This is a genomic window from Streptococcus sp. 5905 (assembly GCF_013276505.1).
Classification (GTDB): domain Bacteria; phylum Bacillota; class Bacilli; order Lactobacillales; family Streptococcaceae; genus Streptococcus.
The window spans coordinates 119,362-138,406 of record NZ_VMLC01000001.1 but is presented as its reverse complement, the minus strand read 5'-3'; the positions used below and the strand labels follow the sequence as shown (position 1 = coordinate 138,406).

Genomic DNA, 19,045 nt, shown 5'->3' with positions numbered 1-19,045 from the left:
TTATAGCGAATTAAAAGCGATTTTTCAATTTCTATTTCTTTTCAGTTCGGCTCCCTTATTTATAGGAAAATATGGTAAAATAGAACAGACTAAAAATCATCATTTCACGAAAGGATGCAAGATGAAAATTACGCAAGAAGAGGTGACACACGTTGCCAATCTTTCAAAATTAAGATTCTCTGAAGAAGAAACTGCTGCCTTTGCGACAACCTTGTCTAAAATTGTTGACATGGTTGAATTGCTGGGCGAAGTCGACACAACTGGTGTCGCACCTACTACGACCATGGCTGACCGCAAGACCGTACTTCGCCCTGATGTGGCCGAAGAAGGGACAGACCGTGACCGCTTGTTTAAAAACGTACCTGAAAAAGAAAACTACTATATCAAGGTACCAGCTATCCTAGATGATGGAGGAGATGCCTAATGACTTTTAATAACAAAACCATTGAAGAGTTGCACAATCTCCTTGTCTCTAAGGAAATTTCAGCAACTGAATTGACCCAAGCCACGCTTGAAGATATCAAGTCTCGCGAGACAGCTATCAACGCTTTTGTCACCATTGCTGAAGACCAAGCCCTTGCTCAAGCTAAAGCTATTGACGAGACTGGAATCGACGCGGATAATGTTCTTTCAGGAATTCCACTGGCTGTTAAGGATAATATCTCTACCGACGGCATCCTCACAACTGCTGCCTCAAAAATGCTCTACAACTACGAGCCAATCTTTGATGCAACAGCCGTTGCCAATGCAAAAGCCAAGGGCATGATCGTTGTTGGAAAAACCAACATGGACGAGTTTGCCATGGGTGGATCAGGTGAAACTTCTCACTACGGTGCCACTAAAAATGCTTGGGACCACAGCAAGGTTCCTGGTGGTTCATCAAGTGGTTCTGCTGCAGCTGTAGCTTCAGGTCAAGTTCGCTTGTCACTTGGTTCTGATACTGGTGGTTCTATCCGCCAGCCTGCTGCCTTTAACGGGATCGTTGGTCTCAAACCAACCTACGGAACAGTTTCTCGTTTCGGTCTCATTGCCTTTGGTAGCTCTTTAGACCAGATTGGACCTTTTGCTCCAACTGTTAAAGAAAATGCCCTCTTGCTCAACGCGATTGCTAGCGAAGATGCTAAAGACTCTACTTCTGCTCCTGTCCGCATTGCTGACTTTACTTCAAAAATCGGTCAAGATATCAAAGGCATGAAAATCGCTTTGCCTAAGGAATACCTTGGTGAAGGGATTGACCCAGAGGTTAAGGAAACCATTCTGAATGCCGCTAAACACTTTGAAAAACTTGGTGCCATCGTCGAAGAAGTTAGCCTTCCTCACTCTAAATACGGTGTTGCCGTTTACTACATTATCGCTTCATCAGAAGCCTCATCAAACTTGCAACGCTTTGACGGTATCCGTTACGGCTACCGCGCAGAAAATGCAAGCAACCTTGATGAAATCTATGTAAACAGCCGTAGCCAAGGTTTCGGTGAAGAAGTGAAACGCCGTATCATGCTAGGTACTTTCAGTCTTTCATCAGGTTACTACGATGCCTACTACAAGAAAGCTGGTCAAGTCCGTACCCTCATCATCCAAGATTTCGAAAAAGTCTTTGCGGATTACGACTTGATCTTGGGACCAACCGCTCCAAGTGTTGCCTATGATTTGGACTCACTCAACCACGACCCAGTTGCCATGTACTTGGCTGACCTTTTGACCATCCCTGTCAACTTGGCTGGTCTCCCAGGAATTTCGATTCCTGCTGGATTCTCTCAAGGTCTACCTGTCGGTCTCCAATTGATCGGTCCTAAGTACTCTGAGGAAACCATTTACCAAGCTGCTGCTGCTTTTGAAGCAACAACAGACTACCACAAACAACAACCCGTGATTTTTGGAGGTGACAACTAATGAACTTTGAAACAGTCATTGGACTTGAAGTCCACGTAGAGCTCAACACCAATTCAAAAATCTTCTCACCTACTTCTGCCCACTTCGGAAACGACCAAAATGCCAACACCAACGTGATTGACTGGTCTTTCCCTGGCGTACTACCTGTCCTCAATAAAGGTGTCGTCGATGCCGGTATCAAGGCAGCTCTTGCCCTCAACATGGACATCCACAAAAAGATGCACTTTGACCGCAAGAACTATTTCTATCCTGATAATCCAAAAGCCTACCAAATTTCTCAGTTTGATGAGCCAATCGGCTACAACGGATGGATTGAAGTGGAGCTAGAAGACGGTACGACCAAGAAAATCGGTATCGAACGCGCCCACCTAGAAGAAGATGCTGGTAAAAACACCCACGGTACAGATGGCTACTCTTATGTTGACCTCAACCGCCAAGGGGTACCATTGATTGAGATTGTATCTGAAGCTGACATGCGCTCGCCAGAAGAAGCCTATGCTTATCTAACAGCCCTAAAGGAAGTCATCCAGTACGCTGGTATTTCTGACGTTAAGATGGAAGAAGGCTCTATGCGTGTGGATGCCAACATCTCCCTTCGTCCTTATGGACAAGAAAAATTCGGTACCAAGACTGAGTTAAAAAACCTCAACTCCTTCTCAAATGTTCGCAAGGGTCTCGAATACGAAGTCCAACGTCAGGCTGAAATCCTTCGCTCAGGTGGTCAAATCCGCCAAGAAACACGCCGTTACGATGAAGCTAACAAGGCAACTATCCTCATGCGTGTCAAAGAAGGTGCTGCAGACTACCGCTACTTCCCAGAACCAGACCTCCCACTCTTTGAAATCTCAGACGAGTGGATTGAGGAAATGCGCACTGAATTGCCAGAGTTTCCAAAAGAACGCCGTGCGCGCTACGTTGCTGACCTTGGCTTGTCAGACTATGACGCTAGCCAGTTAACTGCAAACAAAGTCACTTCTGATTTCTTTGAAAAAGCTGTTGCCCTCGGTGGCGATGCCAAACAAGTCTCTAACTGGCTCCAAGGTGAAGTCGCTCAGTTCTTGAATGCTGAAGGCAAAACACTAGAACAAATCGAATTGACACCAGAAAACTTGGTTGAAATGATTGCCATCATCGAAGATGGTACCATCTCCTCTAAGATTGCCAAGAAAGTCTTTGTCCATCTGGCTAAAAATGGCGGTGGCGCGCGTGAATACGTGGAAAAAGCTGGATTGGTGCAAATCTCTGATCCAGATGTTCTGATTCCAATCATCCACCAAGTCTTTGCGGATAACGAAGCAGCTGTTGCCGACTTCAAATCAGGTAAACGCAACGCAGACAAGGCCTTCACAGGATTCCTTATGAAAGCAACCAAAGGCCAAGCCAACCCACAAGTCGCCCTTAAACTCCTTGCACAGGAATTGACGAAGTTGAAAGAAAGTGAGTAATTTACTCTTTATACACTTTTTTCTACTTTTAAGACGAGAATGAGACAAGGAGAATAAATGAACAAATTTTTACGATTGCTATTTGTCTTAGTCATCATCGCTATGTTAGGCGCTTCTATACTACAAATTTTCTTTCCATCGTACATGGGAAGCCACTCCGGGTACGGAATATCTGCTGGTTGGCAACGAGAAATTGGAATATGGAATTTAGCTGTATTGATTATTATTCTCGCTGTCAATATTAAATACGATTGGTTCTATCTACGAATCGCACTTCTTGCTCTCATTATTGGCGGAATTGGAATAGGAACAAATCACTTACTCAATTATATGGAGTATCACTCTCCTGTAAATGCTATCGGTGCTTTTGAAAATTACTTGCTAGTAATAGGATGGATTGTGGGATGGCTCATCGAGCGCCATTCCATAAAGAAGCTAAATGCTAGTAAATAACGCCTAGTATATATTAGATGATTTTTAAAGGTTATTAAATAGTTTAATAATCATTCGAGTTATAAAATCCACCTTTTCAATAACCCCAATGACAATCAAGATACCTTTAGCGAACTTGCTAAACGAGAGGTCAACAAGGTTTGGACAGGTCTCTACGGGATTGAAGCAACCAATATCTTTCTTAAAGACCTCAGCTACTACCAAGAAAGTCTTTGTCCACCTAGCTAAAAATGGCGGTGGCGCGCGTGAATACGTGGAAAAAGCGGGCTTGGTGCAAATCTCTGATCCAAATATTCTGATTCCAATCATTCACCAAATCTTCGCAGATAATGAAGCAGCCGTTGCCGACTTCAAGTCCGGTAAACGCAACGCAGACAAGGCCTTCACAGGCTTCCTCATGAAGGCAACCAAAGGACAAGCCAACCCACAAGTTGCCCTTAAACTACTCGCCCAGGAATTGGCCAAGTTGAAAGAGAACTAGACAGAAAAAACCAGCCCTAAGGTTGGTTTTTTCTTCTCTACCAACTCCCAATAACTATTTTGGCTTTATTTCCAGAGCATTTTATGGTAAAATGAAGAGTAATAATATTTATTAAAGAGGTAAAAACATGATTGAAGCAAGTAAATTAAAAGCTGGTATGACCTTTGAAACAGCTGACGGAAAATTGATCCGCGTTTTGGAAGCTAGCCACCACAAACCAGGTAAAGGAAACACAATCATGCGTATGAAATTGCGTGATGTCCGTACTGGTTCTACATTTGACACAAGCTACCGTCCAGAGGAAAAATTTGAACAAGCCATCATCGAGACTGTTCCAGCTCAATACTTGTACAAAATGGATGACACAGCTTACTTCATGAATACAGAAACTTACGACCAATACGAAATTCCAGTCGTAAACGTTGAAAATGAATTGCTTTACATCCTTGAAAACTCAGAAGTGAAGATCCAATTCTACGGAACTGAAGTGATCGGTGTTACCGTTCCTACTACTGTCGAATTGACAGTTGCAGAAACTCAACCATCTATCAAAGGTGCTACTGTTACAGGTTCTGGTAAACCAGCAACTATGGAAACTGGACTTGTCGTAAACGTTCCAGACTTCATCGAAGCAGGACAAAAACTCGTTATCAACACTGCAGAAGGAACTTACGTTTCTCGTGCCTAATCTCTAGAAAGAGGTCATTCTATGGGAATTGAAGAACAACTTGGCGAAATCGTTATCGCCCCACGTGTACTTGAAAAAATCATTGCTATTGCTACAGCAAAAGTAGAGGGTGTACACTCTTTTTCAAACAAATCAGTGTCTGATACCCTTTCAAAACTTTCTCTCGGTCGTGGCGTTTATCTTAAAAACGTGGACGAAGAACTCACAGCAGATATCTACCTCTATCTTGAGTATGGAGTAAAAGTTCCTAAGGTAGCTGTTGCTATCCAGAAAGCTGTCAAAGATGCAGTCCGCAATATGGCTGATGTAGAACTCACTGCTATCAATATCCACGTTGCAGGTATCGTTCCAGATAAAACACCAAAACCTGACTTGAAAGACTTGTTTGACGAGGACTTCCTCAATGACTAGTCCACTATTAGAATCTAGACGTGAGCTCCGTAAATGCGCTTTTCAAGCTCTCATGAGCTTGGAGTTTGATACAGATGTCGAAACTGCTTGTCGTTTCGCCTACACACACGATCATGAAGATACGGATGTGCAACTTCCAGCCTTTTTGACAGAGCTCGTTTCTGGTGTTCAAACTAAAAAGGAAGAGCTAGACAAGCAAATCACACAGCATTTAAAAGCAGGTTGGACCATTGAACGTTTAACGCTCGTGGAGAGAAACCTCCTTCGCTTGGGAGTCTTTGAAATCACTTCATTTGACACCCCTCAGCTAGTTGCTGTTAATGAAGCTATCGAGCTTGCAAAGAACTTCTCAGATCAAAAATCTGCCCGTTTTATCAATGGGCTGCTCAGCCAGTTTGTAACAGAAGAACAGTAAATAGAAAAAGTGTTTGACAAATATCAAACACTTTTTTTGCTACCCACTATCTTAAAAAGTGGTAATAGATGTAATTGTAAATAAAAATCCATATAGGTTTTGCATAGTTGAGAAAGTTGAAAAAACTATGGCACAGGATGGTCAATCGAAGATTGTCTGTAGAACGATAGACAAGAGCGAAAAAGAAACCAATCAGACTATAATATAATAAACTAATTGGGTCTCGGTGAGATAGTATCAAATGACTAAGCCCAAAGATAAGGCCTGATAAGATGACATCTAAATAGTACTTTGACTTAGGAAAGAAGGTGTTCATAAAATACCCACGATCAAACGTCTCTTCCAAAATAGGACCAATAACGACTGTTAAGATAAAACTAAGAACTGTAGATAAAAAAGTTGGTTGTCCATTTGAAAGAATCACCGCAAAATAGACATCATGAATATTCCTAGCATTAATCAAATGAGCATAGCGTGTCCAAAAATTACCGAGAATCTGATGAACCACATAACATGCAAATAAGTAAAAGATAGTTGACCAGTTCCAGCTCTTTTTCTCAAAGATAAAGAGCATCTTTTGCTTTTTTAACCACCAAATTAATAGAAGGCAAATTCCTACTAATCCTATTGTTAAAATAAGAGAATAGACATCAGCGCCTAACCCTAAAATGATTGCCACATACAATCCAATTGTTTGTGGTAAATAGGTAGATAGTAAAATAATAAGCAAAAATATTCCAAATTGTCTTAGTTTCTTTGTGTTTCTCATCGTACTTTTTTTGAAAGATTCTCCTGCTCGGAAGCCGTACTTCCAAGCATCTCTATAAGAATTAAGTGCCTCTTGCCCCATATAGGGTGCAAATTCTCTATAATATAACCGCCTACCATAACCATCTTCCCAAACAGCAAGACCATCTGGAACTTGGTCTAAGTCTTCAGACGAAAGAACTGTAAATGTTTCTGTACCTGTCATATTAAGTACCTTCTTAAAATATTGTTGTAGGCTCACATCTACAGTATACATCTTTTTGTCTATTTTATAGTCCATCTCCTCATCTGACAATTTTTCGTCCTGAATTGCATTTTTCCATAAAAAATGAGACCTTTCTAGTCTCATTTAGTCATTCTTAGTATTTTCTAAAGCGTTGGTAACGTTCTTCGATAAGTTGGTCGAGTGGTAGTTCTTGCAACCTATCTAGTTCTGCACGCAATTCATTTTTAACACGAGCTTGCAGTTCCTTACTGGAGAGGCCTGCTTCTGAGATTACCTTGTCTACGATTCCCATTTCTAGGAGTTCGTGTGAAGTGATTTTCATCAACTCTGCCGCCTCCATGGCACGACTCCCATCCTTCCAAAGGATAGAGGCAAAGCCTTCTGGACTGAGCACGGCATAGATCGAATTTTCCAGCATCCAGACACGGTCAGCTACGGCTAGTGCTAATGCACCTCCAGATCCTCCTTCACCAATAATAATCGCAATGATTGGAACCTTGAGGTCACTCATTTCCATCAGGTTTCGGGCAATTGCTTCCCCTTGTCCACGTTCCTCAGCTCCAACACCTGGGTAAGCACCCGCCGTATTGATAAAGGTCACAACTGGACGGCCAAACTTCTCTGCCTGTTTCATCAGGCGAAGAGCCTTGCGATAGCCTTCTGGATGAGGTTGCCCAAAATTTCGTTTGAGGTTGTCATGAAGACTTTTCCCCTTTTGGATACCGACGACTGTGACTGCTTGGTCACCTAACCAGCCAATTCCACCAATGACCGCACCATCGTCTCGGAAAGAGCGATCTCCATGCAATTCGATAAATTCATCGAAGATTCCATTGGCAAAATCAAGTGCGGTCAAGCGACTCTGCTCGCGTGCCTCTCTGACTATTTTTGCAATATTCATCCGCGACTTCCTCCATGCAATCTTACTAATTTAGCAATTGCTTCAGGCAATTCTCTCCGTTTAACAATTGCATCAACAAATCCATGTTCAAGCAAAAATTCTGCCTTTTGGAAGTCATCTGGCAAGGTCTCACGAACTGTATTTTCGATAACACGACGCCCAGCAAAACCAACCAAACTCTGAGGCTCCGCCAGGATAATATCACCTTCCATAGCAAAAGAAGCGGTCACCCCACCTGTTGTCGGATCGGTTAAAATAGTTAGGTAAAAAAGTCCTGCCTTGGAATGACGTTGAACTGCCGCAGAAATCTTAGCCATCTGCATCAAGCTCAGGATTCCTTCTTGCATACGGGCTCCACCAGAAGCTGTGAAAAGTACGACTGGCAAATTTTCTACCGTTGCATACTCTAACAAGCGCGTGATTTTTTCACCCACAACGGTTCCCATAGAAGCCATGATAAAGTTAGAATCCATGATCCCAAGGGCAACTTTTTGTCCCTTGATGCTAGCTGTACCAGTCAGTACTGCTTCATCCAAACCTGTCTTTTCACGCATAGTAGCTAGTTTTTTCTGGTAACCAGGAAAGTTTAATGGATCTTGAGTTTCAATACCTGTAAACATTTCCACAAAGCTGTCAGAATCAATCGTCAAATCCAAGCGTTCCTGAGCTGAAATACGGAAAGTATAGCTACAATGGGGACAAATTCGTTCGCTCCCAAGATCCTTTTGGTAAATGGTGTGTTTACAACCAGGACACTGAGAGAAGAGTTCATCCGGAACCTCAGGCTTGGCTTGTGGTTTCTGCCTTACGGAACGGTTAGGATTGATCCGAATATACTTATCCTTTTTACTAAATAGAGCCATAACTCCCCCTTTTAGTTCTCATACTATTTGAAAGTCTATTCCTTTTCTTGGTATTTTGGCAAGAAAGTTTCCATCAAGAAGGAAGTATCGTAGTCACCAGCGATAACTCGGCGGTCTGAAATCAGATCCAACTGGAACTCTGCATTGGTTTGCACTCCTTCAATATCAAGTTCATAAAGTGCCCGTTGCATCTTCATAAGAGCGTCAAAACGATTCTCCCCATGAACAATGATTTTAGCAATCATACTATCATAGTAAGGAGGAATGGTATAGCCTGGATAGACTGCCGAGTCCACGCGCAAGCCAACTCCACCACTTGGTAGATAGAGATTGGTAATTTTCCCTGGACTTGGGGCAAAGTTAAATGCTGGATTTTCTGCATTGATCCGGCACTCGATAGCATGACCTCGTAGGACGATATCTTCTTGTTTGAAAGGTAAAGGTTGCCCGGCCGCAATGCGAATCTGTTCCTTCACGATATCAACACCTGAAACAAACTCTGTGACTGGGTGTTCAACTTGCACTCGAGTATTCATTTCCATGAAGTAGAAATTGCCACTCGCTTCATCAAGAAGAAATTCAATCGTCCCTGCATTTTCATAGCCTACAGACTCTGCTGCACGAACGGCTGCTGCACCAATTTCATTACGAAGGGTTTTGCCAATCGCAATAGATGGGCTTTCTTCTAAGACCTTTTGGTTATTCCGTTGGAGTGAACAGTCCCGTTCACCAAGATGGACAACATGACCCTCTTGATCTGCAAGAATCTGAACTTCGATATGACGAGCTGGATAAATCACACGCTCAAGATACATAGCGCCATTTCCAAAGTTGGCCTTGGCTTCACTAGATGCTGTCTCAAAGGCTGCGACCAAGTCTTCTGCCTTTTCAACCTTACGAATCCCTTTTCCACCACCACCTGCCGATGCCTTAAGCATGACTGGATAGCCAATTTTTTCTGCAACTGCAAGGGCCTCTTCAGCCGTGTGGACTTCACCATCAGATCCTGGAATAACTGGAACACCAGCCTTGATCATTTGCTCACGCGCATTGATCTTATCTCCCATGGTATCCATCACAGCTCCAGAAGGACCGATGAACTTAATCCCTACTTCATCACACATCGTGGCAAACTTGGAGTTTTCGCTAAGGAAACCAAAACCTGGGTGGATGGCTTCTGCTTCAGTCAAGACTGCAGCAGATAAAATAGCGTTGATATTGAGATAAGATTCTGTCGCCTTACCAGGTCCGATACAGATAGCTTCATCCGCTAGGAGTGTGTGAAGAGCTTCCTTATCAGCAGTTGAATAAACTGCCACGGTCGCAATGCCCAATTCACGCGCAGCTCGAATAATGCGAACCGCAATCTCACCACGGTTGGCAATCAAAATTTTACGAAACATGGAGAACCTCCTTAGTTTCCAATTGCAAAGGTAAGAGTACCACTCGCTGCAAGCTTACCATCTACTTCAGCCTTTGCTTCAACCACAGCAATCGTACCACGACGTTTGACAAAAGTAGCTGTCATGACTAATTGATCACCTGGTACAACTTGCTTCTTGAACTTAACCTTGTCCATGCCAGCATAGAAGACCAGTTTCCCTTTATTTTCAGGTTTGGACAATTCCAAGACACCAGCAGTCTGGGCCAAGGCTTCCATGATAAGAACACCTGGCATGACTGGGTATTGAGGAAAATGACCATTGAAGAAAGGTTCGTTGATAGTCACATTTTTAATGGCAACAATGGTATCCTCGCTCACTTCCAAGACACGGTCCACTAGGAGCATAGGGTAGCGATGGGGTAGAGCTTCTTTGATTCCTTGAATATCGATCATTTGATACGTACCAATCCTTTACCGAACTCAACCATTTCTTCATTTGAAACGAGAATTTCTGTCACCATACCATCCTTAGGTGCAGGAATCTCATTCATGACCTTCATGGCTTCGATGATCACCAAAGTCTGGCCTTTTTTAACACTGTCTCCAACTGTGACGAAGGCAGGTTTATCTGGTCCAGCAGCCAAGTAAGCCACCCCTACAAGTGGGCTCTCAACAACATCACCCTCCGGAGCAACCGTCGTTTCAGCTGGTGCTGGAGCTTCTTCCACAGTACTCTCTACTGGAGTTGAAGGGGCAGAAACTACTGGACTAGCAACCACTGCAGCTGGCGCTGGAACAATTTGAGCTGGAGCTTCAGAAGCCATTCTTGCTTCATTCTTACTGAACTGCAATTCGTCCGCTCCGTTTTTATAAGAAAATTCTCTCAAACTTGATTGGTCAAATTGAGCCATCAAGTCCTTGATCTCATTTAAATTCATAATTATTTATTCTCCCAACGTTTGAAAGCAAGAACCGCATTGTGTCCACCAAAACCAAAAGTATTTGAAATAGCATAAGGGATTTCTTGCTCCAAGCCTTGTCCATAAACGACATTCGCTTCGATATAGTCTGACAACTCGCTTGTTCCAGCTGTTTTTGGCACGAAGTTATGGCGCATTGCTTCGATTGTAGCGATTGCTTCTACCGCTCCTGCAGCTCCAAGCAAGTGTCCTGTAAATGACTTGGTTGAAGATACAGGTACTTCTTTACCAAGAACAGCTACGATCGCACCACTTTCTCCTTTTTCATTAGCAGGAGTTGAAGTTCCGTGGGCATTGACATAAGCCACTTGCTCTGGAGAAATCTCTGCCTCTTCCAAAGCCAATTTAATTGCCTTGATGGCACCTTGACCTTCTGGATGAGGTGAAGTCATATGATAAGCATCACAAGTATTTCCATAACCAACCACTTCAGCCAAGATAGTTGCACCACGTTTTTCAGCGTGTTCCAGACTTTCAAGCACCAACATACCAGATCCTTCTCCCATCACAAAACCATTACGATCTTTGTCAAATGGAATAGAAGCACGGGTAGGATCTTCTGTCGTAGAAAGAGCTGTCAGAGCTTGGAAACCAGCAATGGCAAATGGAGTGATAGAAGCTTCTGATCCTCCAACTAACATGACATCTTGGAAACCAAACTTGATAGAGCGGAAGGCATCCCCAATCGCATCATTTGATGAGGCACAGGCTGTATTGATTGATTTACAGATACCGTTTGCTCCGAAACGCATCGCAACATTTCCTGAAGCCATATTCGGCAAGGCTTTTGGAAGTGTCATTGGTTTAACGCGTTTTGGACCTTTTTCATGAAGACGGATAACCTGATCTTCGATTTCTTTAATTCCCCCAATGCCAGAAGCCACGATGACGCCAAAGCGATCTTTATCGATTGCTTCTACATCAAGATTAGCATTTGTCACCGCTTCTTGAGCCGCATACAAGGCATACAAAGAATAGTTGTCAAAACGGTTGGTATCTTTTTTGACGAAGTATTTATCAAATGGGAAATCTTGAACTTCTGCCGCATTGTGCACAGCAAAGTCGCTGTGGTCAAACTTAGTGATTTCTCCAATTCCAATCTTCCCAGTTTGCAAACTGTTCCAAAATTCCTCTGGAGTATTTCCGATTGGAGAGGTCAATCCGTAACCTGTTACTACAACTCGATTTAGTTTCATCTGTCTTACCTATATCTTTCCTTATTTTTTACATGCTAAGTCCGCCATCAACAGCGAGAACTTGTCCAGTCAAATAATCCTGTCCAGCCAGGAACACTGTAGCATCTGCGATATGTTCTGCTTGACCGAAATGTTTCATTGGGATTTGGGCCAATGTCGCTTCCTTGACCTTATCAGACAAAACAGCAGTCATATCCGACTCGATCATTCCTGGTGCAAGAGCATTTACGCGCACATTACGATTGGCAACTTCACGTGCAACCGACTTGGTAAAACCAATCAAACCTGCTTTAGAAGCCGCATAGTTGGCTTGTCCGATATTTCCCATCAAACCGACCACACTAGACATGTTGATGATCGCACCTTCACGTGCCTTGATCATCTGTTTCAAGACTGCTTGCGTCATGTTGAAGGCACCTGTCAAGTTGATCTTAATCACTTTTTCAAAGTCTTCTTCGGTCATCTTGAGCATAAGCGTATCTTGAGTGATCCCAGCATTGTTGACCAAAACATCAACAGAACCGAGTTCTGCAATCGCTTGATCTACCATACGCTTGGCATCTGCAAAGTCTGAAACATCACCTGATATCGGTACTACTTTGACACCATAGTTTGAAAACTCAGCCAGCAATTCTTCTGAAATTGCTCCGCGACTATTCAAGACTACATTCGCACCTAGTTGGGCAAATTTGTGAGCAATGGCAAGTCCGATACCACGACTTGAACCTGTTACAAAGACATTTTTGTTTGTAAGTTGCATTCTATTTCTCCTATTTCCTGTTGTATTTTGTGGGAGAAGGGATCATTAGTTTCCTAACAAAGCATCCAAGCTTGCTTGGTCTTCAACGTTAGCTAGCTGAGCTGTTTTATCGATTTTTTTGACAAAGCCTGACAGGACCTTTCCAGGGCCAATTTCAATAAAGTTGGTTACCCCAGCATCCTGCATCACAGCAATACTTTCATAAAAACGAACAGGTTCTTTGACCTGACGCGTCAAAAGCTCTTGGATTCGATCTTTTTCCATAACAGTAGCTTCCGTATTGCCAACTAGTGGGCAAGTGAAATCAGCGAAACTCACTCCCTCAAGAGCTTCAGCTAGTTGCTGACTGGCTGGTTCAAGAAGGGCTGTATGGAAAGGACCAGATACATTTAGGGGGATCAATCGTTTGGCTCCTGCTTCTTGCAAGAGTTGGACCGCATGGTCAACTGCAGCCACCTCTCCACCAATGACGATTTGGCTTGGAGTATTGTAGTTAGCTGGAGTCACTATGCCGACTTTAGAAGCAGTTTTGCAAGCTTCCTCAATCACTTCAACTGGAGTATTAAGAACGGCAACCATCTTCCCAGAGCCTGCAGGTGCAGCCTCTTCCATATAAGCACCACGCTTAGCAACCAAGGCAACTGCATCCTCAAAGTCCAAGGCACCACTTGCTACAAGAGCAGAATATTCTCCAAGAGACAATCCTGCTACCATATCTGGCTGGTAGCCTTTTTCTTTCAATAGTCGGTAAATAGCAACCGAAGTCGCTAAAATAGCTGGTTGCGTATAGCGAGTCTGGTTTAACTTGGCTTCTTCCTTATCAATCAAATCACGAAGGTCATAACCCAAAACCTGACTGGCTTGGTCAAGTGTTTCCTTGACGATAGGATAGTGGTCATAGAGGTCTCGTCCCATCCCTAGATACTGAGCACCTTGACCCGCAAATAGAAAGGCTGTTTTAGTCATTTCTTACAACTCCTGCCCAACGAGAGGCTTCTTCTTGAATTTTTTTGGCTGCGCCATAGTATAGATCTTTTAGGATTTCTTCGACAGTTTCCTCTTTAGAAACCAAACCAGCGATCTGACCTGCCATGACAGATCCACCTTCTACATCTCCATGAACAACGGCTTTAGCAAGAGCACCAGCTCCCATTTGTTCAAAGATTTCCAAATCTGGATTTTCTTGTTTAAAGGCATCTTTTTCAGCCTGCTCAAAGTCACGTGTCAACTGATTTTTAATAGCACGAACAGCATGTCCAAAGTGTTGAGCGGAAATTGTCGTATCGATATCACGCGCTTTGAGGATTTTTTCCTTGTAGTTTGGATGAGCGTTTGATTCCTTAGCTACTACGAAACGTGTACCAACTTGAACGGCCTCAGCACCAAGCATAAAGCCTGCAGCGACACCTTCACCGTCCGCAATTCCTCCAGCTGCGATAACTGGAATTGAAACAGCTGCAGCAACTTGGCGTACCAAGGTCATCGTTGTTAATTTCCCAATATGTCCACCGGCTTCCATTCCTTCTGCAATAACTGCATCTGCACCGATTTTTTCCATGCGTTTTGCCAAAGCAACACTTGGAACAACAGGAATAACTGTAATTCCTGCATCATGGAAACGAGTCATGTATTTACTTGGATTTCCTGCACCAGTTGTAACCACCTTGACCCCTTCTTCAATCACGAGATCAACGATGTCTTCTACAAAAGGTGACAAGAGCATGATGTTGACACCAAAAGGTTTGTCCGTAAGTGATTTGATTTTATCGATATTAGCCTTTACGACCTCTTTAGGTGCATTCCCACCACCAATGATCCCTAGACCACCAGCTTTTGATACCGCACCAGCCAAGTCACCATCTGCAACCCAGGCCATTCCTCCTTGAAAAATAGGATAATCAATGTTCAATAATTCTGTAATACGTGTTTTCATAGTGCCTCCATCATTCCTTGCTTACGTAATAGTTCGATGAGTTTATCATTTGAGTCTCAAACTATTACCTAAACAAGAGGGAGCGGGTCTCCCCTACTCCTTCTAGTAATATGTTAATTATTTTGTTTGCTCTTCAACGTAGGCAACCAAGTCACCAACTGTTTTCAAGTTATCTTCTGCTTCGATTTGGATATCGAAAGCATCTTCAATTTCAGAGATTACTTGGAACAAGTCCAATGAATCTGCATCCAAATCATCAAAAGTAGATTCAAGTGTTACTTCTGATGCGTCTTTTCCAAGTTCTTCAACGATAATTTCTTGTACTTTTTCAAATACTGCCATGATAGGACTCCTTTAAAATATAAAAAATTTATAACTATGTGTTTACCACATGATTACCTAGATTGTAAGAATGAGTGTGCCCCATGTCAAACCTCCGCCGAAGCCTGATAGGAGAATCGTCTGGCTACCATCTAAACGGATCATGCCATTCTCCACACACTCTGAGAGCAAAATCGGGATACTTGCTGCACTGGTATTTCCATACTCCATCATATTGGCAGGAAGCTTGTCTCGGTCTACACCGATTTTCTTAGCCATCTTATCCAAAATGCGGATATTTGCCTGATGAAGCAAGAGATAATCCAATTCCGATGCTGCGATTGGACCATTTTCAATGGTTTCTTTGATCGATCTAGCAACATCACGATTTGCAAAATCAAAAACTGCTCGTCCATCCATCTTCAAAAAAGCAGGAACTGCCTCTTGATCTGAGAAAGGAGAAGCCAAAGCCGTTTGGCCATAGGTCAAACACTCGCTCCGAGAGCCATCCGTATAGAGACTTTCCACAAGGAAGTGCCGTGTTTCGCTCGTTTCCAAGAGAACCCCACCTGCACCATCTCCAAAGAGAACAGCTGTCGAACGATCTGACCAATCAACCGCCTTAGACAAGGTCTCAGCTCCGATAACAATCCCTTTTTGGAACTGTCCAGCTGTCAGAAACTTCTCAGCAGTTGAGAGAGCAAATACAAAGCCACTGCAAGCTGCCGTCAGATCAAAGGCGAAAGCTCTATGCGCTCCGATATTTGCCTGAACCCGAGCTGCCGTAGAAGGCATCATCGAATCAGGAGTAATCGTCGCTACAATGATAAAATCAATCTGATCCGCTTTTATGCTCGCCTTAGCCAGCAAGTCTTTGGCAACTTCTGTCGCCAAATCACTCGTTGACTCCGTTTTTGAAATATGTCTCTGTTTAATTCCTGTCCGACTTGAAATCCACTCATCGCTTGTATCCATGATTTGAGCCAAGTCCTGATTAGTGACCACTTGCTCTGGAACATAATGAGCAACCTGGCTTATTTTTGCAAAAGCCATTATTTCAAATCCTCCAAAAATTGATAAAGGTTAGTCAAGCCCCTGCCCATCACTTCTATTTCTTCAGAACTCATACCATCGATAATTTTCTCGACCATGGCCTTGTGGAAACGTTTATGAAGGCGGTGAACCAAACGACCTTTCTTTGTCAAATGCAGATAGACCACACGACGATCCTGATCAGAACGAATGCGCTCAACATAACCTTTTCTTTCGAGATTATTCAAGCTGGTCGTAACAGTTCCAAGAGTTACCATCAGTTCTTTTGAAACCTTACTTGGTGTTGCCTCTGGGAACTTGCCAATCACATCAATCGTGTGCATTTCTTTGATGGAGATGTCTTTGAAACGACTACCTCGTAAGCTAACCTCCTCAATCACAAGGACATTATTAAAAATAGATGTTAAATACTCATTCACTTGTTGGTAGTCCAAAGTATTCCCTCCTTCTCAAAAAAACTTTTGCATTCAAAACATTTGACACAAAAAGTATATCAAACTTCAAAGAATTGTGCAAGTATTTTTTTATTTTCCTGAAAATTTTGGTCGTCTTCTTTCAGAATGAGCTCGGACTCCTTCTTTAAAATCTTCAGTCAAAGACAAAGATTCTTGCAGTTTCAATTCCAATTCAGCATAATTCTGCCAATCCTTAAATTGGCTTTCCCAAACCAACTTTTTAATGGCTGCGTATGAGTTTGCTGAGCCTCGTCTTAATTTCTTCAGAACTTGTTCTCTAGTTTTTTCTAATTTATCAGCTTCGCAGACACGGTATACCACGCCCCATTCCAGTGCTTTTTCCGCAGTCAAAGCTTCTCCTGTCATGGCAAGTTGCGCAGCTCGTGTTACCCCGATACTACGACTCAAGAGATGAATTCCACCAGCGTCCGGCGCCAATCCAACTCCAACAAAGGCTTGGATGAATTTTGCCTTATCAGTCGCCAAACAAAAATCGACTGCTACTGCCATATTTGCTGCAGCACCAGCAACTGCTCCATCTACCTCCATCAAAACAGGTTTAGGAATTTGCTTGATTTTAAAAGAAATTGTATTGACCAATTCTGCAATCTTATTCAAAGAAGGGATATCATCTTCATCCACTGCACGCTTCATCTCAACCAGATCTCCCCCAACTGAAAAGACCTTCCCATTAGCGTTAATCAAGATAAACTGAACAGTTTGATCCTGCTCTGCTAGAGTCAAAGCTTCTAAAATTTCCTCACACATTGGGATATGGAAACCGTTTGCCACTTCGGGACGATTCAAAGTGATGATAGCAAGATCATCTACGATCTGATATAAGATATGATTCATAGCTTCTCCTTTTATAAGGTGATAAAATTATTTCATTATCAAAGTATACCTTTTTTTAGATAAAGAGGCAAGAGAAAACCAATCGAAAGTGTCTCGGCTGATCAAAACGCTCACTTTATCCTAAAGACTATACTATTTTCTTCATTGAAAAAAGCCCCTCTTTCTGCTATAATCGTATAAAATACTTACTTGAGGAGTCCCTATGAAGGTTGTAAAATTTGGCGGAAGCTCTCTTGCCTCTGCTAGTCAGTTAGAAAAAGTTTTAAACATCGTTAAAAGTGATAAAGAACGCCGTTTTGTAGTCGTTTCTGCACCCGGAAAACGCAATGCTGATGATACCAAGGTTACCGACGCTTTGATCAAATACTATCGTGACTATGTAGCGGGAAATGATATCAGCAAGAGCCAAAACTGGATCATCGATCGCTATGCGGCTATGGTGAGCGAACTAGGCTTAAAACCATCAGTTCTAGAAAAAATTTCTAAAAGCATCCGTGCCTTAGCGACTCTTCCTATTGAAGAAAATGACTTTCTCTATGACACCTTCCTAGCGGCTGGAGAAAACAACAATGCCAAACTTATCGCAGCTTACTTTAACCAAAACGGCATCGATGCACGCTATGTTCATCCAAGAGAGGCTGGAATCGTTGTCACAAGTGAACCAGGAAACGCACGTATCATTCCATCTAGTTATGACAAGATTGAAGGCTTGGCTGATAGCAACGAAGTCCTTGTCATCCCTGGTTTCTTTGGAGTTACGAAAGAAAATCAAATCTGTACCTTCTCACGTGGTGGATCCGATATCACAGGTTCTATCATAGCTGCAGGTGTCAAAGCCGACCTTTATGAAAACTTTACAGATGTCGATGGTATCTTTGCTGCCCATCCAGGTATCATTCACCAGCCTCATTCTATCCCTGAATTGACCTACCGTGAAATGCGGGAATTGGCTTATGCAGGTTTCTCAGTCCTTCACGATGAAGCTCTGCTCCCTGCCTACCGGGGGAAAATCCCTCTCGTTATCAAGAATACCAATAACCCTGACCATCCGGGTACTCGTATCGTTCTAAAGCATAGCAGTGATAAATTCCCAGTCGTTGGAATCGCTGGTGATTCTGGCTTTGTCAGCATCAACATGTCGAAATACCTCATGAACCGTGAAGTTGGATTTGGACGCAAGGTTCTGCAAATCCTCGAAGATCTTAACATCGGATGGGAACACATGCCAACAGGTATCGATGATCTTTCAATCATTCTCCGTTCTCGCGAATTGACTCCTATCAAGGAAGAAGAAATTCTGCGTCAACTCGTTCAAAAGGCTGAAGTGGACCATGCCGAAATCGAACATGACCTTTCAATCATTATGATTGTCGGAGAAAAAATGAAGAGTCACATCGGTGTAACAGCTACAGCGACACGTGCCTTATCTGAAAATAAAATCAACATCCAGATGATGTCCCAAGGGTCAAGTGAAGTTTCCATCATGTTTGTTGTCAATAAAGACCAAGAAAAGGCCGCTATTAAGGCGCTCTATCATGCCTTTTTCGGTGAAAGTAAGGAAGACTAA

Annotated in this window: 22 protein-coding genes and 3 pseudogenes; 10 read left to right on the top strand and 15 right to left on the bottom strand. The window is 42.9% G+C overall.

The genetic code is table 11. The features are described from left to right. Positions 1-121: 121 nt before the first annotated feature. The 9 genes and pseudogenes from gatC (at position 122) to nusB (ending at position 5,783) form a co-directional block, all read left to right on the top strand. Positions 122-424 (top strand): Asp-tRNA(Asn)/Glu-tRNA(Gln) amidotransferase subunit GatC, encoded by a 303-nt coding sequence (gene gatC, locus HT680_RS00645; protein WP_000705420.1) that lies wholly within the window; start codon positions 122-124, stop codon positions 422-424. Then, positions 424-1,890 (top strand): Asp-tRNA(Asn)/Glu-tRNA(Gln) amidotransferase subunit GatA, encoded by a 1,467-nt coding sequence (gene gatA / locus HT680_RS00640; RefSeq protein WP_173257481.1) that lies wholly within the window; start codon positions 424-426, stop codon positions 1,888-1,890. Before gatC ends, gatA begins: the two co-directional genes overlap by 1 nt. Continuing rightward, on the top strand, positions 1,890-3,335 hold the full coding sequence (gene gatB / locus HT680_RS00635) for an Asp-tRNA(Asn)/Glu-tRNA(Gln) amidotransferase subunit GatB (protein WP_173257479.1): 1,446 nt from the start codon (positions 1,890-1,892) through the stop codon (positions 3,333-3,335). Before gatA ends, gatB begins: the two co-directional genes overlap by 1 nt. A 57-nt stretch (positions 3,336-3,392) precedes the next feature. Continuing rightward, positions 3,393-3,788 (top strand): hypothetical protein, encoded by a 396-nt coding sequence (locus tag HT680_RS00630; protein WP_042767944.1) that lies wholly within the window; start codon positions 3,393-3,395, stop codon positions 3,786-3,788. 81 nt (positions 3,789-3,869) lie between these two features. After that, a pseudogene (locus HT680_RS09065) lies at positions 3,870-4,001 on the top strand (SPFH domain-containing protein); the annotation flags it as partial. Next, positions 3,991-4,269 (top strand): annotated as a pseudogene (locus tag HT680_RS00625) (Asp-tRNA(Asn)/Glu-tRNA(Gln) amidotransferase GatCAB subunit B); the annotation flags it as partial. The pseudogenes HT680_RS09065 and HT680_RS00625, both read left to right, overlap by 11 nt. A gap of 127 nt (positions 4,270-4,396) precedes the next feature. Continuing rightward, the gene (gene efp, locus HT680_RS00620; RefSeq protein ID WP_000568642.1) at positions 4,397-4,957 is read left to right on the top strand and encodes an elongation factor P; all 561 of its coding nucleotides are present in this window, start codon (positions 4,397-4,399) and stop codon (positions 4,955-4,957) included. A 21-nt stretch (positions 4,958-4,978) separates the two neighbouring features. Continuing rightward, complete coding sequence (locus HT680_RS00615) at positions 4,979-5,368, top strand: Asp23/Gls24 family envelope stress response protein (protein ID WP_061415360.1); 390 nt, start codon at positions 4,979-4,981, stop codon at positions 5,366-5,368. Further along, positions 5,361-5,783, top strand: coding sequence for a transcription antitermination factor NusB (nusB, locus tag HT680_RS00610; RefSeq protein WP_173257476.1), 423 nt, complete (start codon positions 5,361-5,363; stop codon positions 5,781-5,783). The genes HT680_RS00615 and nusB overlap by 8 nt, the downstream gene beginning before the upstream one ends. Before the next feature lie 46 nt (positions 5,784-5,829). On the opposite strand, the gene HT680_RS00605 is transcribed toward nusB, so the two are convergent. From HT680_RS00605 to HT680_RS00535, 15 genes and pseudogenes are all read right to left on the bottom strand, one after another. Beyond that, positions 5,830-6,552: a type II CAAX endopeptidase family protein gene (locus HT680_RS00605; protein WP_173258616.1), complete on the bottom strand. Its 723-nt coding sequence runs from the start codon at positions 6,550-6,552 to the stop codon at positions 5,830-5,832. A 21-nt stretch (positions 6,553-6,573) separates the two neighbouring features. Then, positions 6,574-6,756 (bottom strand): annotated as a pseudogene (gene briC, locus HT680_RS00600) (biofilm-regulating peptide BriC); the annotation flags it as partial. Between the two features lie 154 nt (positions 6,757-6,910). After that, positions 6,911-7,678, bottom strand: coding sequence for an acetyl-CoA carboxylase carboxyl transferase subunit alpha (locus HT680_RS00595; RefSeq protein WP_084925309.1), 768 nt, complete (start codon positions 7,676-7,678; stop codon positions 6,911-6,913). Then, positions 7,675-8,541 carry an acetyl-CoA carboxylase, carboxyltransferase subunit beta gene (accD, locus tag HT680_RS00590; RefSeq protein ID WP_173257474.1) on the bottom strand — a complete coding sequence of 289 codons (867 nt, stop codon included), beginning with the start codon at positions 8,539-8,541 and terminating at the stop codon, positions 7,675-7,677. Before accD ends, HT680_RS00595 begins: the two co-directional genes overlap by 4 nt. A gap of 35 nt (positions 8,542-8,576) precedes the next feature. Continuing rightward, complete coding sequence (gene accC / locus HT680_RS00585; RefSeq protein ID WP_173257472.1) at positions 8,577-9,944, bottom strand: acetyl-CoA carboxylase biotin carboxylase subunit; 1,368 nt, start codon at positions 9,942-9,944, stop codon at positions 8,577-8,579. Positions 9,945-9,955: 11 nt separating this feature from the next. After that, complete coding sequence (gene fabZ / locus HT680_RS00580) at positions 9,956-10,378, bottom strand: 3-hydroxyacyl-ACP dehydratase FabZ (protein WP_000565515.1); 423 nt, start codon at positions 10,376-10,378, stop codon at positions 9,956-9,958. After that, a complete protein-coding gene (accB, locus tag HT680_RS00575) occupies positions 10,375-10,863 on the bottom strand; it encodes an acetyl-CoA carboxylase biotin carboxyl carrier protein (RefSeq protein WP_173257470.1) in 489 nt (162 codons plus the stop codon). The genes fabZ and accB overlap by 4 nt, the downstream gene beginning before the upstream one ends. Positions 10,864-10,865: 2 nt before the next feature. Beyond that, positions 10,866-12,101: a beta-ketoacyl-ACP synthase II gene (fabF, locus tag HT680_RS00570; protein WP_138099800.1), complete on the bottom strand. Its 1,236-nt coding sequence runs from the start codon at positions 12,099-12,101 to the stop codon at positions 10,866-10,868. A 28-nt stretch (positions 12,102-12,129) separates the two neighbouring features. Further along, positions 12,130-12,861, bottom strand: coding sequence for a 3-oxoacyl-[acyl-carrier-protein] reductase (gene fabG, locus HT680_RS00565; RefSeq protein WP_001177612.1), 732 nt, complete (start codon positions 12,859-12,861; stop codon positions 12,130-12,132). A gap of 45 nt (positions 12,862-12,906) precedes the next feature. After that, a complete protein-coding gene (gene fabD / locus HT680_RS00560; RefSeq protein ID WP_173257468.1) occupies positions 12,907-13,827 on the bottom strand; it encodes an ACP S-malonyltransferase in 921 nt (306 codons plus the stop codon). Next, on the bottom strand, positions 13,820-14,794 hold the full coding sequence (fabK, locus tag HT680_RS00555) for an enoyl-[acyl-carrier-protein] reductase FabK (RefSeq protein ID WP_173257466.1): 975 nt from the start codon (positions 14,792-14,794) through the stop codon (positions 13,820-13,822). The genes fabD and fabK overlap by 8 nt, the downstream gene beginning before the upstream one ends. 117 nt (positions 14,795-14,911) lie before the next feature. Then, a complete protein-coding gene (locus HT680_RS00550) occupies positions 14,912-15,136 on the bottom strand; it encodes an acyl carrier protein (protein ID WP_000257840.1) in 225 nt (74 codons plus the stop codon). Positions 15,137-15,193: 57 nt separating this feature from the next. Continuing rightward, positions 15,194-16,168 carry a beta-ketoacyl-ACP synthase III gene (locus HT680_RS00545; RefSeq protein ID WP_173257457.1) on the bottom strand — a complete coding sequence of 325 codons (975 nt, stop codon included), beginning with the start codon at positions 16,166-16,168 and terminating at the stop codon, positions 15,194-15,196. Further along, a complete protein-coding gene (locus HT680_RS00540; RefSeq protein ID WP_000386342.1) occupies positions 16,168-16,602 on the bottom strand; it encodes a MarR family transcriptional regulator in 435 nt (144 codons plus the stop codon). Before HT680_RS00540 ends, HT680_RS00545 begins: the two co-directional genes overlap by 1 nt. Positions 16,603-16,692: 90 nt before the next feature. Continuing rightward, complete coding sequence (locus HT680_RS00535) at positions 16,693-17,478, bottom strand: enoyl-CoA hydratase (RefSeq protein WP_001015593.1); 786 nt, start codon at positions 17,476-17,478, stop codon at positions 16,693-16,695. Positions 17,479-17,680: 202 nt separating this feature from the next. Between HT680_RS00535 and HT680_RS00530 the strand changes: the two genes are divergently transcribed. Then, positions 17,681-19,045, top strand: a complete 1,365-nt coding sequence (locus tag HT680_RS00530; protein WP_173257455.1) for an aspartate kinase — start codon at positions 17,681-17,683, stop codon at positions 19,043-19,045.

Coding starts and splice junctions, on each gene's coding strand:
- gatC (WP_000705420.1), top strand. CDS start 122: ATGAAAATTACGCAAGAAGAGGTGACACACGTTGCCAATCTTTCAAAA.
- gatA (WP_173257481.1), top strand. CDS start 424: ATGACTTTTAATAACAAAACCATTGAAGAGTTGCACAATCTCCTTGTC.
- gatB (WP_173257479.1), top strand. CDS start 1,890: ATGAACTTTGAAACAGTCATTGGACTTGAAGTCCACGTAGAGCTCAAC.
- HT680_RS00630 (WP_042767944.1), top strand. CDS start 3,393: ATGAACAAATTTTTACGATTGCTATTTGTCTTAGTCATCATCGCTATG.
- efp (WP_000568642.1), top strand. CDS start 4,397: ATGATTGAAGCAAGTAAATTAAAAGCTGGTATGACCTTTGAAACAGCT.
- HT680_RS00615 (WP_061415360.1), top strand. CDS start 4,979: ATGGGAATTGAAGAACAACTTGGCGAAATCGTTATCGCCCCACGTGTA.
- nusB (WP_173257476.1), top strand. CDS start 5,361: ATGACTAGTCCACTATTAGAATCTAGACGTGAGCTCCGTAAATGCGCT.
- HT680_RS00605 (WP_173258616.1), bottom strand. CDS start 6,552: ATGAGAAACACAAAGAAACTAAGACAATTTGGAATATTTTTGCTTATT.
- HT680_RS00595 (WP_084925309.1), bottom strand. CDS start 7,678: ATGAATATTGCAAAAATAGTCAGAGAGGCACGCGAGCAGAGTCGCTTG.
- accD (WP_173257474.1), bottom strand. CDS start 8,541: ATGGCTCTATTTAGTAAAAAGGATAAGTATATTCGGATCAATCCTAAC.
- accC (WP_173257472.1), bottom strand. CDS start 9,944: ATGTTTCGTAAAATTTTGATTGCCAACCGTGGTGAGATTGCGGTTCGC.
- fabZ (WP_000565515.1), bottom strand. CDS start 10,378: ATGATCGATATTCAAGGAATCAAAGAAGCTCTACCCCATCGCTACCCT.
- accB (WP_173257470.1), bottom strand. CDS start 10,863: ATGAATTTAAATGAGATCAAGGACTTGATGGCTCAATTTGACCAATCA.
- fabF (WP_138099800.1), bottom strand. CDS start 12,101: ATGAAACTAAATCGAGTTGTAGTAACAGGTTACGGATTGACCTCTCCA.
- fabG (WP_001177612.1), bottom strand. CDS start 12,861: ATGCAACTTACAAACAAAAATGTCTTTGTAACAGGTTCAAGTCGTGGT.
- fabD (WP_173257468.1), bottom strand. CDS start 13,827: ATGACTAAAACAGCCTTTCTATTTGCGGGTCAAGGTGCTCAGTATCTA.
- fabK (WP_173257466.1), bottom strand. CDS start 14,794: ATGAAAACACGTATTACAGAATTATTGAACATTGATTATCCTATTTTT.
- HT680_RS00550 (WP_000257840.1), bottom strand. CDS start 15,136: ATGGCAGTATTTGAAAAAGTACAAGAAATTATCGTTGAAGAACTTGGA.
- HT680_RS00545 (WP_173257457.1), bottom strand. CDS start 16,168: ATGGCTTTTGCAAAAATAAGCCAGGTTGCTCATTATGTTCCAGAGCAA.
- HT680_RS00535 (WP_001015593.1), bottom strand. CDS start 17,478: ATGAATCATATCTTATATCAGATCGTAGATGATCTTGCTATCATCACT.
- HT680_RS00530 (WP_173257455.1), top strand. CDS start 17,681: ATGAAGGTTGTAAAATTTGGCGGAAGCTCTCTTGCCTCTGCTAGTCAG.